13 protein-coding genes (1 of these 13 running past the window's edge) are annotated in these 15962 nt (G+C 56.0%); all 13 read left to right on the forward strand.

Annotation, left to right across the window (positions count from 1 at the left end; all coding sequences use genetic code 11):
- Positions 1 to 702, forward strand: coding sequence for a 50S ribosomal protein L1 (gene rplA / locus ACZ9IL_RS19365; RefSeq protein WP_033130102.1), 702 nt, complete (start codon positions 1 to 3; stop codon positions 700 to 702).
- A gap of 257 nt (positions 703 to 959) precedes the next feature.
- Complete coding sequence (gene rplJ, locus ACZ9IL_RS19370) at positions 960 to 1460, forward strand: 50S ribosomal protein L10 (protein ID WP_033130101.1); 501 nt, start codon at positions 960 to 962, stop codon at positions 1458 to 1460.
- A 51-nt stretch (positions 1461 to 1511) separates the two neighbouring features.
- Complete coding sequence (rplL, locus tag ACZ9IL_RS19375) at positions 1512 to 1874, forward strand: 50S ribosomal protein L7/L12 (RefSeq protein ID WP_033130100.1); 363 nt, start codon at positions 1512 to 1514, stop codon at positions 1872 to 1874.
- A 222-nt stretch (positions 1875 to 2096) separates the two neighbouring features.
- Positions 2097 to 6125, forward strand: a complete 4029-nt coding sequence (rpoB, locus tag ACZ9IL_RS19380; protein ID WP_476004920.1) for a DNA-directed RNA polymerase subunit beta — start codon at positions 2097 to 2099, stop codon at positions 6123 to 6125.
- A gap of 80 nt (positions 6126 to 6205) precedes the next feature.
- A complete protein-coding gene (rpoC, locus tag ACZ9IL_RS19385) occupies positions 6206 to 10510 on the forward strand; it encodes a DNA-directed RNA polymerase subunit beta' (RefSeq protein WP_476004921.1) in 4305 nt (1434 codons plus the stop codon).
- A gap of 196 nt (positions 10511 to 10706) precedes the next feature.
- Positions 10707 to 11423 (forward strand): helix-turn-helix transcriptional regulator, encoded by a 717-nt coding sequence (locus tag ACZ9IL_RS19390; protein WP_033129797.1) that lies wholly within the window; start codon positions 10707 to 10709, stop codon positions 11421 to 11423.
- A 25-nt stretch (positions 11424 to 11448) separates the two neighbouring features.
- On the forward strand, positions 11449 to 11829 hold the full coding sequence (locus ACZ9IL_RS19395; RefSeq protein ID WP_476004922.1) for a RidA family protein: 381 nt from the start codon (positions 11449 to 11451) through the stop codon (positions 11827 to 11829).
- Between the two features lie 86 nt (positions 11830 to 11915).
- Entirely contained in the window at positions 11916 to 12308 is a 393-nt protein-coding gene (gene tusD, locus ACZ9IL_RS19400) for a sulfurtransferase complex subunit TusD (RefSeq protein WP_476004923.1), read from the forward strand.
- A gap of 9 nt (positions 12309 to 12317) precedes the next feature.
- Entirely contained in the window at positions 12318 to 12674 is a 357-nt protein-coding gene (tusC, locus tag ACZ9IL_RS19405; protein WP_476004924.1) for a sulfurtransferase complex subunit TusC, read from the forward strand.
- A 7-nt stretch (positions 12675 to 12681) separates the two neighbouring features.
- On the forward strand, positions 12682 to 12960 hold the full coding sequence (gene tusB / locus ACZ9IL_RS19410) for a sulfurtransferase complex subunit TusB (protein ID WP_476004925.1): 279 nt from the start codon (positions 12682 to 12684) through the stop codon (positions 12958 to 12960).
- A gap of 182 nt (positions 12961 to 13142) precedes the next feature.
- Positions 13143 to 13517 carry a 30S ribosomal protein S12 gene (rpsL, locus tag ACZ9IL_RS19415; protein ID WP_005306278.1) on the forward strand — a complete coding sequence of 125 codons (375 nt, stop codon included), beginning with the start codon at positions 13143 to 13145 and terminating at the stop codon, positions 13515 to 13517.
- Positions 13518 to 13610: 93 nt separating this feature from the next.
- Positions 13611 to 14081, forward strand: a complete 471-nt coding sequence (gene rpsG, locus ACZ9IL_RS19420; protein ID WP_033129801.1) for a 30S ribosomal protein S7 — start codon at positions 13611 to 13613, stop codon at positions 14079 to 14081.
- 74 nt (positions 14082 to 14155) lie between these two features.
- On the forward strand, positions 14156 to 15962 hold the 5' portion of the coding sequence (fusA, locus tag ACZ9IL_RS19425; protein ID WP_476004926.1) for an elongation factor G. Its footprint extends 299 nt past the window's final position; the window shows 1807 of its 2106 coding nt (coding positions 1-1807); it begins with the start codon at positions 14156 to 14158; its stop codon lies off the right edge, out of view.

The raw sequence follows: 15962 nt of genomic DNA on the forward strand, positions 1-15962 counted from the left end.
ATGGCAAAACTTTCCAAGCGTATGCGCGTTATTCGCGAAAAAGTTGACGGTACCAAAGAGTACTCCATCAACGAAGCCATTGCCCTGCTGAAAGAACTGGCTACTGCCAAGTTCGTTGAAAGCGTTGACGTTGCTGTCAACCTGGGTATCGATGCTCGTAAATCCGACCAGAACGTACGTGGTGCTACTGTACTGCCGCACGGTACCGGTCGTGACATTCGCGTCGCCGTGTTCACCCAGGGTGCCAACGCCGAAGCCGCCAAGGCTGCCGGTGCTGAACTGGTTGGTATGGATGACCTGGCTGAGCTGGTCAAGAAAGGTGAGATGAACTTCGACGTCGTGATCGCATCCCCGGATGCCATGCGTGTTGTTGGTCAACTGGGCCAAATCTTGGGCCCGCGTGGTCTGATGCCTAACCCGAAAGTGGGTACCGTTACCCCGAACGTTGCTGAAGCTGTGAAGAATGCTAAAGCCGGTCAGGTTCGTTACCGCAATGACAAGAATGGTATCATCCATACCACTCTTGGTAAGGTTTCTTTCGACGAAGTTCAGCTGAAAGAAAACTTGGAAGCGCTGCTGGTTGCTCTGAAAAAGGGCAAGCCCTCTTCCGCCAAAGGTATCTTCATCAAGAAAGTCAGCATCTCCACCACCATGGGTGCCGGTGTTGCCGTAGACCAAGCTTCTCTGGAAGCTCAGGCCTAATTGATGGATTTTACAAGGCGCAAAATTTAATCTATAATTTTGCGCCTTGATTGGTTGGGGGTTTCGACCTCCGTCCAAGACCGCAGGTGGCTGCAAGGCCTTAATCCTGCCTGCGTAGACGGTGCCGGAAACCCAGCGAGAAAGTTTTCTTTCTCTTCTGGAATCCTGCTACCGCATCGTTCCCCTCTGTTGTGAAGGTAGGGGGGATGTGTCAGTACTGGGTCTATAGACCCGGATTCAATCCAGGAGTTAAGCCAATGGCATTGGGACTCGAAGACAAAAAGGCAATTGTTGCTGAAGTCAACGAAGCTGCCAAAGGCGCTCTTTCTGCAGTTGTAGCCGATTCTCGCGGTGTGACTGTAGAAAAGATGACCAGCCTGCGTAAATCTGCTCGCGAAGCCGGTGTGTACATGCGCGTTGTGCGTAACACCCTGCTGCGTCGTGCGGTTGAAGGTACCGAATTCGGTTGCCTGAACGACGTATTGTCTGGTCCTACCTTGATTGCTTTCTCTAACGAACACCCGGGCGCTGCCGCTCGTCTGTTCAAAGAGTTTGCCAAAGCGAACCAAAAGTTCGAAATCAAGGCTGGCGCTTTTAACGGTGAGTTTATCGCCGCAGCACAAATTGATCGTCTGGCCACGCTGCCGACCTACGACGAAGCGATTTCGAAGTTGATGGCTACCATGAAGGAAGCCTCTGCTGGCAAGCTGGTTCGTACTATCGCTGCTGTTCGCGACCAGAAACAAGCTGCTGCTTGATTCTCGCCTATTTAGGCTGTTTGAGTTTATTCAACATCAGGAATTTTTGTCATGTCTATCACTAAAGACCAAATCATCGAAGCCGTTGCTTCCATGTCCGTAATGGAAGTTGTTGAGCTGATCGAAGCAATGGAAGAGAAGTTCGGTGTTTCTGCCGCTGTTGCTGTAGCTGCCGGTCCGGCCGCTGAAGCAGTAGAAGAGAAGACCGAGTTCGACGTAGTTCTGACTGCTGCTGGCGCCAACAAAGTTGCCGTCATCAAGGCCGTTCGTGCTGCCACTGGTCTGGGCCTGAAAGAAGCCAAGGACCTGGTAGAAGCTGCACCGACCAACCTGAAAGAAGCCGTCTCCAAGGACGAAGCTGAAACTCTGAAGAAGCAGCTTGAAGAAGCTGGTGCTTCTGTTGAGATCAAATAATCTGCATTTATGTAGATTAGCCTGATAAAACAGGCTAGGGCTGGTGAATATTTGTTCACCAGCCTTTTTGCGCTGTAGACTGAGAGCATTTCACGCCGTTTACGACTCTCGGTGCACCAGCAATCCGGACCGCCTCATCGTCCGGGCCAACACAAAACGGTGTTGAGACAGAGCTGTCCCGCGGGACAGAGTGGGTCACTTATCAGCGAGCTGAGGAACCCTATGGTTTACTCTTATACCGAAAAAAAACGCATTCGTAAGGACTTCGGTAAGCGAGACCAGGTACTGGACACGCCTTATCTGTTGTCCATTCAGCTGGACTCCTTCAAGCAGTTCATCGAGGCTGACCCGGAAGGTGAATATGGCCTAGAGGCCGCTTTCCGTAGCGTTTTCCCGATCACCAGTTACTCCGGTAGTGCTGAGCTTCAGTATGTCAGCTATCGCCTGGGTGAGCCGGTATTTGACGTAAAAGAATGCCAGATCCGTGGAGTGACCTACTCCGCGCCGCTGCGTGTCAAGCTTCGTATGGTTCTGTACGACCGTGAAGCAGCTGCCGGCACCGTCAAAGACATCAAGGAACAAGAAGTTTACATGGGCGAAATTCCGCTCATGACCGAAAACGGCACCTTTGTTATCAATGGTACCGAGCGGGTCATCGTCTCCCAGCTGCACCGCAGCCCGGGCGTCTTCTTCGACCACGATAAAGGCAAAACACATTCATCCGGTAAGGTACTGTATAACGCCCGCGTTATCCCTTACCGTGGTTCCTGGCTGGACTTCGAGTTCGATGCGAAAGACAACCTGTTTGTCCGTATCGACCGTCGTCGTAAACTGCCGGCATCCATTATTCTGCGCGCTCTGGACTTCAGTTCCGAACAGATTCTGGCCACCTTCTTCGAGACCATTGGTTTCGAGGTTAAAGATGGCAAGTTGATGATGGACCTGGTGCCCGAGCGCCTGCGTGGTGAAACTGCGACCTTCGACATCATTGCCAATGGCGCCGTGGTGGTCGAAACCGGTCGTCGTGTGACCGCGCGCCACATCCGTCAGTTGGAAAAAGACGCCATCACCCAGATTGAGGTGCCGGTGGAGTATGTTGTTGGCAAAGTTGCAGCCAAGAACTACGCACATCCGCAGACTGGCGAGATGGTCGTGACTGCCAACCAGGCCCTGAGCCTGGAAGCGGTTGCCAACCTGTCCCAAGCCGGCTTCAAGCACTTCGAGGTTCTGTTCACCAACGAACTGGACCACGGCGCTTACATGTCCGAGACCCTGCGCATCGACTCCAGTTCCAGCCGTTTGGAAGCACTGGTCGAGATCTACCGCATGATGCGTCCGGGCGAGCCGCCCACTCGCGAAGCGGCTGAGCAGCTGTTCGAGAACCTGTTCTTCTCTTCCGAGCGTTACGACCTGTCTACCGTAGGTCGGATGAAGTTCAACCGCCGTCTGGGTCGTGAAGACGAGACCGGCGTGGGTGTGCTGACCAAAGACGACATCGTCGAAGTCATGAAGCGCCTGATCGACATCCGTAACGGCAATGACGAGGTGGACGATATCGACCACCTGGGTAACCGTCGTATTCGTTCTGTCGGTGAAATGGCTGAGAACCAGTTCCGTGTCGGTCTGGTGCGTGTCGAGCGTGCGGTCAAGGAGCGTCTCTCCTTGGGCGACCTGGACACCCTGATGCCACAGGATCTGATCAACGCCAAGCCGATTTCTGCCGCGGTCAAAGAGTTCTTCGGTTCCAGCCAGCTGTCCCAGTTCATGGACCAGAACAACCCGCTGTCCGAAGTGACCCACAAGCGCCGTATTTCTGCGCTGGGCCCAGGCGGTCTGACCCGTGAGCGTGCCGGCTTTGAAGTTCGAGATGTACACCCGACTCACTACGGTCGTCTGTGCCCTATCGAGACTCCTGAAGGTCCGAACATCGGTCTGATCAACTCGCTGTCCGTGTATTCCCGCACCAACGAGTACGGTTTCCTCGAGACCCCGTACCGCAAGGTCATCGACGGTGTGATCACCGACGAAGTGGATTACCTGTCCGCCATCGAGGAAGGCAAGTACGTGATCGCCCAGGCGAACGCTGCGACCTCCGAAGAGGGCCGTCTGAAAGATGAGTTGATCCCGTGCCGTCATAAGGGTGAATCCACCTTTATGAACGCCGACCAGATCCAGTACATGGACGTGAGCCCACAACAGATCGTTTCTGTGGCTGCTGCTCTGATCCCGTTCCTGGAACACGATGATGCTAACCGAGCCCTGATGGGTTCGAACATGCAACGTCAGGCCGTACCGACTCTGCGCGCTGACAAGCCGCTGGTAGGTACCGGTATGGAACGCGCCGTGGCCGTTGACTCCGGGGTAACCGTAGTGGCCAAGCGTGGCGGCATGATCGACTATGTCGATGCCTCCCGTATCGTTATCAAGGTCAATGAAGATGAGCTGCTGCCAGGCGAAGCCGGCATCGACATCTACAGCCTGACCAAGTACACCCGTTCCAACCAGAACACCTGTATCAACCAGCGTCCTTGCGTGATGTTGGGTGAGCCGGTCATGGCGGGCGACGTGGTTGCTGACGGTCCGTCTACCGATCTGGGCGAACTGGCGCTGGGCCAAAACCTGCGCGTCGCGTTCATGCCGTGGAACGGTTACAACTTCGAAGATTCGATCTTGGTAAACGAGCGCGTGGTTCAGGAAGATCGCCTGACCACCATCCATATCCAGGAACTGGCCTGTATCTCCCGTGACACCAAGCTGGGTCCGGAAGAGATCACTGCCGACATCCCGAACGTGGGTGAAGCCGCTCTGTCCAAGCTGGACGAGTCCGGTATCGTCTACGTGGGTGCCGAAGTGAAGGGCGGCGACATTCTGGTAGGCAAGGTAACACCCAAGGGTGAAACCCAGCTGACCCCGGAAGAGAAGCTGCTGCGCGCCATCTTCGGTGAGAAGGCCTCCGATGTGAAGGACTCCTCCCTGCGTGTGCCGAACGGTGTGTACGGTACCGTGGTTGACGTGCAAGTCTTTACCCGCGATGGCGTGGAAAAAGACAAGCGCGCCAAAGAAATCGAAGAGATGCAGCTGAAGGAAGCGAAGAAGGACTTGACCGAAGAGTTCAAGATCCTGGAAGACGGCATCTTTGGCCGCTCCCGCAACCTGCTGCTGGCCGCCGGTTACAGCGAAGATCGTCTGAACAAGCTGGATCGTACCAAGTGGTTTGAATTGGCCATCGAAGATGAAGCCAAGCAGATCGAGCTTGAGCAGATCGCTGAACAGCACATCGAGCTGAAAGCCGACTTCGACAAGAAGTTCGAGAACAAACGTCGCAAGATTATCCAGGGTGATGATCTGGCGCCGGGCGTACTGAAAATCGTCAAGGTTTACCTGGCAGTCAAGCGTCGCATCCAACCGGGTGACAAGATGGCGGGCCGTCACGGTAACAAGGGTGTTATCTCCAAGATCTGCCCGGTCGAAGATATGCCTCATGACGAGTTCGGCCGTCCGGTCGACATCGTACTGAACCCGTTGGGCGTACCATCTCGTATGAACATCGGTCAGATCCTCGAAGTGCACTTAGGTCTAGCGGCCAAGGGTATCGGCGAGAAAATCGACCGCATGATCAAAGAGCAGCGCGAGCTGCACGAGATGCGTGAATTCCTGCAACAGGTCTATGACCTGGGCGAGAAAGACACCCAGCAAGTGAACATTGCCGAACTGTCTGACGACGACGTGCGTACCCTGGTGGGTAACCTGCGTAAGGGTCTGCCGGTTGCTACACCTGTCTTTGATGGTGCCAAAGAGCACGAAATCAAGGCCCTGCTGAAGCTGGCCGATCTGCCGGAATCCGGTCAGATCTCCCTGTTCGACGGTCGTACCGGTAACGCCTTCGAGCGTAAGGTCACCGTGGGTTACATGTACATGCTGAAGCTGAACCACTTGGTAGACGACAAGATGCATGCGCGTTCTACCGGCTCCTACAGCCTGGTTACCCAGCAGCCGCTGGGTGGTAAGGCACAGTTTGGTGGCCAGCGGTTCGGTGAGATGGAAGTGTGGGCCCTGGAGGCTTACGGTGCGGCATATACTCTGCAGGAAATGCTGACCGTCAAGTCTGACGATGTGAATGGCCGTACCAAGATGTACAAAAACATCGTGGATGGCGACCACCGTATGGAGCCGGGCATGCCCGAATCCTTCAACGTACTGTTGAAGGAAATCCGCTCTCTGGGTATCAACATCGAGCTGGACGAAGAGTAAGAGCTCGCTCTTATTGTTCGAGAATTGACGTGGGCGCCCCGAAAGGGGCGCCGAGGTTAGACTCCTGACAGGGGAAACACGTGAAAGACTTACTCAAGTTTTTGAAGGCTCAGACTAAGACCGAAGAGTTTGACAGTATTAAGATCGGTCTGGCCTCTCCTGACATGATCCGCTCCTGGTCATTCGGTGAAGTCAAAAAGCCTGAGACCATCAACTACCGGACTTTCAAGCCGGAACGTGATGGTCTGTTCTGCGCCCGTATCTTCGGACCGGTGAAGGACTACGAGTGTCTGTGCGGCAAGTACAAGCGCCTGAAACACCGTGGTGTGATCTGCGAGAAGTGCGGCGTAGAAGTGACTCAGACCAAGGTCCGTCGCGAGCGCATGGGCCACATCGAGCTGGCCAGCCCGACTGCCCACATCTGGTTCCTGAAGTCCCTGCCGTCCCGTATCGGTCTGCTGCTGGACATGACCCTGCGTGACATCGAGCGCGTGCTGTATTTCGAATCCTATGTAGTGATCGAACCCGGCATGACCAACCTCGAGCGCAGCCAGATGCTGTCCGAAGAGAACTATCTGGACGCACTGGAAGAGTGGGGCGACGAGTTCGACGCCAAGATGGGTGCCGAGGCAATCCTTGCATTGCTGCGTGCCATCGATCTGGAAGGTGAAGTCAAGACCATGCGCGAGGAGCTGGAACAGACCAACTCCGAGACCAAGCGCAAGAAGACCACCAAGCGTCTGAAGCTGATGGAAGCCTTCCTGCAGTCCGGCAACAAGCCGGAGTGGATGATCATGACAGTGCTGCCTGTGCTGCCGCCGGACCTGCGTCCGCTGGTACCGCTGGACGGCGGCCGTTTCGCGACTTCCGATCTGAACGATCTGTACCGTCGCGTGATCAACCGTAACAACCGCCTGAAGCGCCTGCTGGACCTGGCCGCCCCGGACATCATCGTGCGCAACGAAAAGCGCATGCTGCAAGAGTCCGTGGATGCCCTGCTGGACAACGGCCGTCGTGGTCGTGCCATCACCGGTTCCAACAAGCGCCCGCTGAAATCCTTGGCCGACATGATCAAGGGTAAGCAAGGTCGTTTCCGTCAGAACTTGCTGGGTAAACGTGTCGACTACTCCGGTCGTTCCGTTATCACCGTAGGTCCGACCCTGCGTCTGCATCAGTGCGGTCTGCCGAAGAAGATGGCGCTGGAGCTGTTCAAGCCCTTCATCTATGGCAAGCTGGAATCCCGCGGTCTGGCGACCACCATCAAGGCCGCCAAGAAGATGGTTGAGCGCGAAGAAGCTGTCGTTTGGGACATCCTGGACGAAGTGATCCGCGAACACCCGGTCTTGCTGAACCGTGCACCGACCCTGCACCGTCTGGGTATCCAGGCGTTCGAACCGACCCTGATCGAAGGTAAAGCCATCCAGCTGCACCCGCTGGTCTGTGCCGCCTATAACGCGGACTTCGATGGTGACCAGATGGCGGTCCACGTACCGCTGACCCTGGAAGCCCAGCTCGAAGCACGCGCCCTGATGATGTCTACCAACAACATCCTGTCGCCTGCTTCCGGTGAGCCGATCATCGTTCCTTCCCAGGATGTGGTCTTGGGTCTGTACTACATGACCCGTGCCCGTATCAACGCCAAGGGCGAAGGTATGGTGCTGGCCGGCCCGAAAGAAGCCGAGAAGGTGTATCGCGCCGGTCTGGCCGATCTGCATGCTCGTGTCAAAGTGCGCATCACCGAATACCTGCGTCAGGCTGATGATTCCCTGGTCGCGCACACCGAGATGAAGAACACCACCGTTGGTCGTGCGATCCTGAGCCTGATCCTGCCGAAAGGCATGGAATATGCGCTGATCGACGAGCCCAAGGTGCTGACCGCTGCCGAAGAGGCTGATCTGGCTGCCAATCCGCAGAACTGGATCAAGAGTGTCTCCAACAAGGCGCTGGGCAAGAAGCTCATCTCTCGTCTGCTGAACACCTGCTATCGCAAGCAGGGCCTGAAGGACACCGTCATCTTCGCTGACCAGCTGATGTACACTGGTTTCCATTATGCGGCTCTGTCTGGTGCCTCTGTTGGTATCGATGACATGGTCATCCCGGATGCCAAGAAAGACATCGTTGCTGCTGCCGAAGCCGAAGTTGCCGAGATCCAGGACCAGTTCCTGTCCGGTCTGGTGACTGCTGGCGAACGCTACAACAAGGTTATCGATATCTGGGCCAGCGCGAACGATCGCGTCTCCAAGGCCATGATGGATAACCTGTCCAAGGAGCGTAACGTCAACTCCCTGGGCGAAGAGGAAGAACAGGCCTCGTTCAACAGCATCTTCATGATGGCCGACTCTGGTGCGCGGGGCTCCGCCGCCCAGATCCGTCAGCTGGCCGGTATGCGTGGCCTGATGGCCAAGCCGGATGGCTCCATCATCGAAACGCCGATCGTGGCGAACTTCCGTGAAGGTCTGAACGTACTCCAGTACTTCATCTCCACTCACGGTGCTCGTAAAGGTCTGGCGGATACCGCACTGAAGACCGCGAACTCCGGTTACCTGACCCGTCGTCTGGTTGACGTGGCACAGGACATGGTGATCACCGAGGACGATTGCGGTACGACCGAAGGTCTGTGGATGACTCCGCTGATCGAGGGTGGTGACGTAGTCGAGCCGCTGCGTGAGCGCGTGCTGGGCCGTGTGGTTGCCGAAGACGTGATCAAGCCGGGTACCGAAGAAGAAGTGCTGGTAGCGCGTAACACTCTGCTCGACGAGTATCTGTGTGACCTGCTGGAGCGCAACTCCGTCGACCGCGTGAAGGTACGTTCTGCCATCACCTGTGAGACCGACTTCGGTAACTGTGCTCACTGCTACGGCCGTGATCTGGCCCGTGGTCACCTGGTGAACAAGGGTGAGGCTGTCGGTGTTATCGCCGCCCAGTCCATCGGTGAGCCGGGTACCCAGCTGACGATGCGTACCTTCCACATCGGTGGTGCCGCATCCCGAGCTGCTGCCGAGAGCAGCATCCAGGTCAAGAACACCGGTAGCATCAAGCTGCAAAACGCCAAGTTCGTTACCAACAGTGCCGACAAGCTGGTTATCACCTCCCGTTCTACCGAACTGACCATCATGGATGAGATGGGCCGTACCAAGGAAAGCCACAAGCTGCCTTACGGTTCCGTATTGGAAGTGAAGGATGGCCAGGCCGTGAGCACCGGTGACACCGTCGCCAACTGGGATCCGCACACTCACCCGATCATCACCGAAGTAGCAGGTCGTCTGGACTTCGAACACATGATCGAAGGTGTGACCATCACTCGTCAGACCGACGAGCTGACCGGTCTCTCCTCTATCGTCGTACTGGACGTCAACGAGCGTCCGAGTGCCGGTAAAGAGATGCGTCCGACCGTGAAACTGGTCGACCTGAACGGCAAGGATGTCATGATCCCGGGTACCGATGTAGCCGCCCAGTACTTCCTGCCGGGCAAGGCGATCGTGAACCTGGAAGATGGTGCCAACGTGGGTGTGGGTGACGCGGTTGCGCGTATCCCGCAAGAATCCAGCGGTACCAAGGACATCACCGGTGGTCTGCCGCGCGTTGCGGATCTGTTCGAAGCACGTCAACCGAAGGAACCGGCTATCCTGGCCGAGATCTCCGGCACCATCTCCTTCGGGAAAGAGACCAAGGGCAAACGCCGTCTGGTCATCACCCCGACTGACGGTGGCGATATCTACGAAGAGATGATTCCGAAGTGGCGTCACCTGAACGTGTTCGAAGGTGAAAAAGTTGAGAAGGGTGAAGTGCTGGCGGACGGTCCTGAGTCTGCTCACGACATCCTGCGTCTGCGCGGTATCAGCCCGGTCGCCAACTACATCGCCAACGAAGTGCAGGACGTTTACCGTCTGCAAGGCGTTAAGATCAACGACAAGCACATCGAAGTCATCGTTCGTCAGATGCTGCGCAAGTGCGAGATCCTGAGCGCTGGCGACACTGACCTGATCGAAGGCGAGCAGGTTGAAGTGGCGCGTGTGAAGATTGCCAACCGTAAACTGGTTGCCGAGGGTAAGACTCCGGCCACCTACCGTCACATCCTGATGGGTATTACCAAGGCATCCCTGAGCACCGAGTCCTTCATCTCCGCGGCTTCCTTCCAGGAAACCACCCGGGTTCTGACCGAAGCGGCCGTTGGCGGCAAGCGTGATGAACTGCGTGGCCTGAAAGAGAACGTGATCGTGGGTCGTCTGATCCCGGCTGGTACCGGCTTTGCCTACCACCACACCCGGATCAACCAGCGTGCCGCCGCAGCTCGTGCTGTCGGTGTGCCGCAGGTGACTGCCGATGAAGCTCAGCAAAATCTGGCGGATCTGCTCAACGCAGCCGGCAGTTTTGACGAAGAGTAATCTTCCGCTGCAGTGATGAGAAAGGGCCCCTTGAAGGGGCCCTTTTTTTGTCTGGAACAGGCTGCAAGCCGTGCACCGGGCTGGGGCAGGGGATGATCCAGTGCAAGCTTATAGAGCAAAAAATCAAAAAAAGTTGACATTGATCCCCCGCAATTGAAAACTCGGGAAAGTTGAATGGTTATTACAGGGGTAGAACATGGCGGTCGGTATCGAGGAGGTGCTGCTTCCCGAAGAGCAGCTGAGCGGTCGTGCTTTCACAGACGAAGACAGGGAGTTGTTACGCTCTTATGAGGGCCTCATCGAAGGTCTGGCCGAACTGTTCGGCAAGCACTGTGAGGTGGTGCTGCATTCCCTGGAGAATCTGCACGAGTCGGTGATCAAGATAGCGAACGGCTTCAACACGGGCCGGACCCTGGGGGCACCGATCACCGATCTGGCCCTGCGGATGCTGAAAGACATCGAGAGTACGGGTCAGGATTACACCCAGAGTTACTTCGCCCGCAGCCGGACCGGTGCGCTGATGAAGTCGAGTACCATCGCCATCCGCAATGGCGACAAGCAGGTGATCGGCCTTATCTGTATCAACTTGCATATCAATGCGCCTTTCCACGAGTTCGTGGCCGAATTCTTCCCGACGCCGCAGCAGGTGGAGCGTCAATCGCCGGAGACCTTCGCCAACAGCGTGGAGGAGCTGGTCGCTCAGACGGTGGACAACACCATCGACGAGATCAACCGCGATCCGTCCGTGGCCAACAATGCCAAGAACCGTTTTATCGTGACCCAGCTGTTCGAGAAGGGCATATTTGACATCAAGGATTCGATCAATCTGGTCGCCGACAAGCTGAATATTTCCAAACATACCGTGTATCTCTATATCCGACAGCGCAAGCAGGGTGAAGAAGAGAGCGAATAAGCGCCATAGAAGGGGATAGATAAGAATGGCTAAAGAAGTGATTGCAACCGACAAGGCTCCCGCCGCGATTGGCCCTTATGTACAGGCCACCAAGCTGGGTGAGCTGGTCTTTACCTCCGGGCAGATCCCGCTCGATCCCGCCACCATGGATATCGTCGCCGGTGGCATCGAAGCGCAGGCCGAGCAGGTGATGAAGAATCTGGTTGCAGTATTGAAGGCGGCCGGTGCCGATACCGGCAAGGTCCTCAAGACCACCTGCTTCCTGAGCGACATGAACAACTTCGTGGCCTTCAATCAGGTCTATGCCCGTTACTTCGGTGATTCCGCACCGGCCCGCTCCTGTGTGGAAGTGGCGCGTCTGCCCAAGGATGTATTGGTCGAAGTCGAAGCCATCGCCTACGTCTGATCCAGAGTGACAGGAAGAGTCCCTCTTTGGAGGGGCTCTTTCGTCTTTGGGGTAGAATGGATGAAAACCTGTGCAGGAGCCCGGATATGAGTCTGAGTTTTGCCCTGCTGGTGACCGGGCCCGCTTATGGCACCCAGACGGCCAGCACCGCTTATCGTTTTGCCCTGAGCCTCATCGAGCAGGGTCATCGCCTGTCTCACCTGTTCTTCTACCAGGACGGGGTGCATAACGGCAACGGCTTGCATGCCCCTGCGTCCGATGAGACCGACCTGGTGGCGCTGTGGCGTGAGCTGGCGCTGGCGCAAGGTATCGCCATCGATGTCTGTGTCGCGGCGGCCATGCGCCGCGGTGTGCTCGACGAGAGCGAGGCGAAAGGGGTCGGCAAGGCGCAGTTCAACCTGCAGGCACCGTTTCGTCTAAGTGGATTGGGGCAACTGGCCGAAGCCAGCCTGACCGCCGATCGCTTCGTTCAGTTCTAGGGAGGCACGATGAGCAAGATCGCCTTTATCTGCCGGCGTGGTCCCCACGGCACGGCGAGTGGCCGGGAGGGACTGGATGCTTTGCTGGCGACCTCGGCATTGACCGAATCCCTTGCCCTGTTCCTGCTCGGGGACGGGGTGTTGCAACTGGTCAGGGAGCAATCGCCTCAAGAGATATTGCAACGCCACTACGCACCGACCTTCAAGATGCTGGAACTGTACGATATCGAAGAGGTCTATGTCTGTGAGGCGTCGCTGAGCGAACGGGGCCTGACGGCTGCGGATCTGCTGATCCCCGTGACGATGTCGTCACCAGCGGAGATTCGCCATCGGTGGAACGGTTGCACCATCCACATCAGTTTCTGAGGTCCCCATGATACAGCTGGTATTGAACTCCCCCTTCCTGAGTCAGGATCTGGAGCAGGCGCTGCGTTATCGCGATGCCGGGGATACGCTGGTGCTGATGCAGGACGCCGTGGTGGCGACGACGGCCCCGCAATGGTGTACGCGCCTGGGCGGGATCCCGCTCTATGTGATGGGTGAAGACCTGCGAGCGCGGGGATTGCAGAGCCGGATCGGGATGGAACTCGATATGCCCGGCCTGATCAGGCTGATCGCCGAGCAGGGATCGCCACAGACCTGGGCCGGTTAGTTTCGATTTTTACTTGGTAGCTCAGATGGTTATCACATTCCTGTCAGGATGTCATTTGCCCTTTGGCAGTACAAATTGTATAAATCTTGACTCCCCAGACAACAGGGCATAAAATTTCGCGTCCCCGTATCTGCGGGGAGGATTTTTCACACGTTTATGAAGTCATTATCAGGAGCCTTTTGATGGCAACTATTAACCAGTTGGTTCGCAAGCCACGCATCAAGCTCGTTGTAAAAAGCAACGTGCCGGCGCTGGAAGCGTGCCCTCAGAAGCGTGGCGTATGCACCCGTGTATATACCACCACCCCGAAGAAGCCTAACTCTGCACTGCGTAAAGTGTGCCGTGTACGTCTGACCAACGGCTTCGAAGTCACCTCCTACATCGGCGGTGAAGGTCACAACCTGCAGGAGCACTCCGTTGTTCTGATCCGTGGCGGTCGTGTCAAGGATTTGCCAGGTGTTCGTTATCACACCGTTCGTGGTGCGTTGGACTGTGCCGGTGTTAAAGACCGTAAGCAGGCTCGCTCCAAGTATGGCGTGAAGCGTCCTAAAGCTTAATGGTTCTCCGTTAAGTAAGGCCAAACGTTAATTCGTTTCTAGTTAGATAACTTTCTAGTTTTGGGTAATCCCTGAAGTTACGGAGAATTTGAAATGCCAAGACGTCGTGTTGTTGGTCAGCGTAAAATCCTGCCGGATCCTAAGTTCGGATCAGAGCTGCTGGCTAAATTTGTCAACGTAGTAATGGTTGACGGTAAGAAATCTGTTGCAGAAGCCATCGTTTATGGCGCCCTGGACATCATTGCCACCAAATCTGGCAAAGAGCACCTGGCCCTGTTCGAAGTCGCTCTGGACAACATCCGTCCGTCCGTCGAGGTTAAATCTCGTCGTGTCGGTGGTGCAACTTATCAGGTACCGGTAGAAGTTCGCCCGGTCCGTCGCAATGCCCTGGCAATGCGCTGGTTGGTTGATGCCGCTCGTAAACGTGGTGAAAAATCAATGGCTCAGCGTTTGGCTGGCGAGCTGCTGGATGCCGCTGACAATAAGGGTTCGTCTGTCAAGAAACGTGAAGACGTTCACCGTATGGCTGAAGCGAACAAGGCCTTCGCTCACTTCCGCTGGTAATCCGCTTGCGCAGGGTCTCTTGGCTCTGCGCACCTTCAGTTATCTAGGGGCACGCTCCTAGTAAGAGGATGACAATGGCTCGTACAACCCCCATTGAGCGTTATCGTAACATCGGTATCTCTGCTCACATCGACGCCGGTAAGACAACCACTACCGAGCGCGTTCTGTTTTATACCGGTGTAAGTCACAAGATCGGTGAAGTTCACGATGGCGCTGCCACCATGGACTGGATGGAACAGGAACAAGAGCGTGGTATCACTATCACCTCCGCCGCGACCACCGCATTCTGGTCCGGTATGGGCAAACAGTTCCAACCGCACCGTATCAACATCATCGATACCCCGGGCCACGTTGACTTTACTATCGAAGTAGAGCGTTCAATGCGTGTCCTGGACGGTGCCGTGATGGTGTACTGTGCCGTAGGTGGCGTACAGCCACAGTCTGAGACCGTATGGCGTCAGGCTAACAAGTACAAGGTTCCCCGTATCGCGTTCGTCAACAAGATGGACCGTACTGGCGCCAACTATCTGCGCTGCGTTGAGCACATCAAGACCCGCCTGAAAGGTAACCCGGTTCCGCTGCAACTGAACATCGGTTCAGAAGAGAACTTCAAGGGCGTTATCGATCTGGTCAAGATGAAAGCCATCAACTGGAGCGAAGCTGACCAGGGTGTATCCTTCGATTACGAAGACGTCCCGGCCGAGCTGCTGGAGCAAGCGCAAGAAATGCGCATGACCCTGGTTGAAGCCGCTGCTGAAGCGTCTGAAGACCTGATGGAAAAATACCTGGGTGGTGAAGAACTGACCGAAGAAGAGATCAAGAAAGCTCTTCGTCTGCGTGTTCTGAACAACGAAATCATCCTGGTTACCTGTGGCTCCGCGTTCAAGAACAAGGGCGTACAGGCCATGCTGGATGCCGTGGTCGACTATCTGCCGGCACCGACCGACGTAGCCGCCATCGACGGTCTGAAGCTGGATGGCGTGACCAAAGACGAGCGTCATGCTTCCGATGACGAGCCGTTCTCCGCTCTGGCGTTCAAGATTGCTACCGACCCGTTCGTCGGCAACCTGACCTTCTTCCGCGTTTACTCCGGTGTGGTTAACTCCGGCGACTCCGTGCTGAACTCCGTTAAAGAGAAGCGCGAGCGTTTTGGCCGTATCGTTCAGATGCACGCCAACAAGCGTGAAGAGATCAAAGAAGTTCGCGCAGGCGATATCGCTGCTGCCATCGGTCTGAAAGACGTGACCACTGGTGACACCCTGTGTGACGAAAAATCACCGATCATCCTCGAGCGTATGGAATTCCCGGAACCGGTAATCTCCATCGCCGTTGAGCCGAAAACCAAGGCTGACCAAGAGAAGATGGGTCTGGCACTCGGCCGTCTGGCGCAGGAAGATCCGTCTTTCCGCGTATGGACTGACGAAGAATCTGGCCAAACCATCATCGCCGGTATGGGTGAGCTGCACCTGGACATCATCGTTGACCGTATGCGTCGCGAGTTCAAGGTTGAAGCGAACGTAGGTAAACCGCAGGTTGCCTACCGTGAAACCATTCGTGAAACCGTCAAGGACATCGAAGGTAAGCACGCCAAGCAGTCTGGTGGTCGTGGTCAGTACGGTCACGTCATCATCGACATGTACCCGCTGGAAGCCGGCAAAGCCTATGAGTTCGTTAACGACATCAAGGGCGGCGTGATTCCTGGTGAATACATCCCGGGTGTTGACAAGGGTATCCGTGAGCAGCTGAAATCCGGCCCGCTGGCAGGTTATCCGGTAATGGATCTGGGCGTGCGTCTGCACTACGGTTCTTACCACGATGTCGACTCCTCCGAATTGGCGTTCAAGATCGCAGCTTCCCTGGCCTTCAAGGCTGGTTACATGA

The sequence above is a fragment of the Aeromonas sp. TECH754 genome (assembly GCF_056279295.1).

Coding starts and splice junctions, on each gene's coding strand:
- rplA (WP_033130102.1), top strand. CDS start 1: ATGGCAAAACTTTCCAAGCGTATGCGCGTTATTCGCGAAAAAGTTGAC.
- rplJ (WP_033130101.1), top strand. CDS start 960: ATGGCATTGGGACTCGAAGACAAAAAGGCAATTGTTGCTGAAGTCAAC.
- rplL (WP_033130100.1), top strand. CDS start 1,512: ATGTCTATCACTAAAGACCAAATCATCGAAGCCGTTGCTTCCATGTCC.
- rpoB (WP_476004920.1), top strand. CDS start 2,097: ATGGTTTACTCTTATACCGAAAAAAAACGCATTCGTAAGGACTTCGGT.
- ACZ9IL_RS19390 (WP_033129797.1), top strand. CDS start 10,707: ATGGCGGTCGGTATCGAGGAGGTGCTGCTTCCCGAAGAGCAGCTGAGC.
- ACZ9IL_RS19395 (WP_476004922.1), top strand. CDS start 11,449: ATGGCTAAAGAAGTGATTGCAACCGACAAGGCTCCCGCCGCGATTGGC.
- tusD (WP_476004923.1), top strand. CDS start 11,916: ATGAGTCTGAGTTTTGCCCTGCTGGTGACCGGGCCCGCTTATGGCACC.
- tusC (WP_476004924.1), top strand. CDS start 12,318: ATGAGCAAGATCGCCTTTATCTGCCGGCGTGGTCCCCACGGCACGGCG.
- tusB (WP_476004925.1), top strand. CDS start 12,682: ATGATACAGCTGGTATTGAACTCCCCCTTCCTGAGTCAGGATCTGGAG.
- rpsL (WP_005306278.1), top strand. CDS start 13,143: ATGGCAACTATTAACCAGTTGGTTCGCAAGCCACGCATCAAGCTCGTT.
- rpsG (WP_033129801.1), top strand. CDS start 13,611: ATGCCAAGACGTCGTGTTGTTGGTCAGCGTAAAATCCTGCCGGATCCT.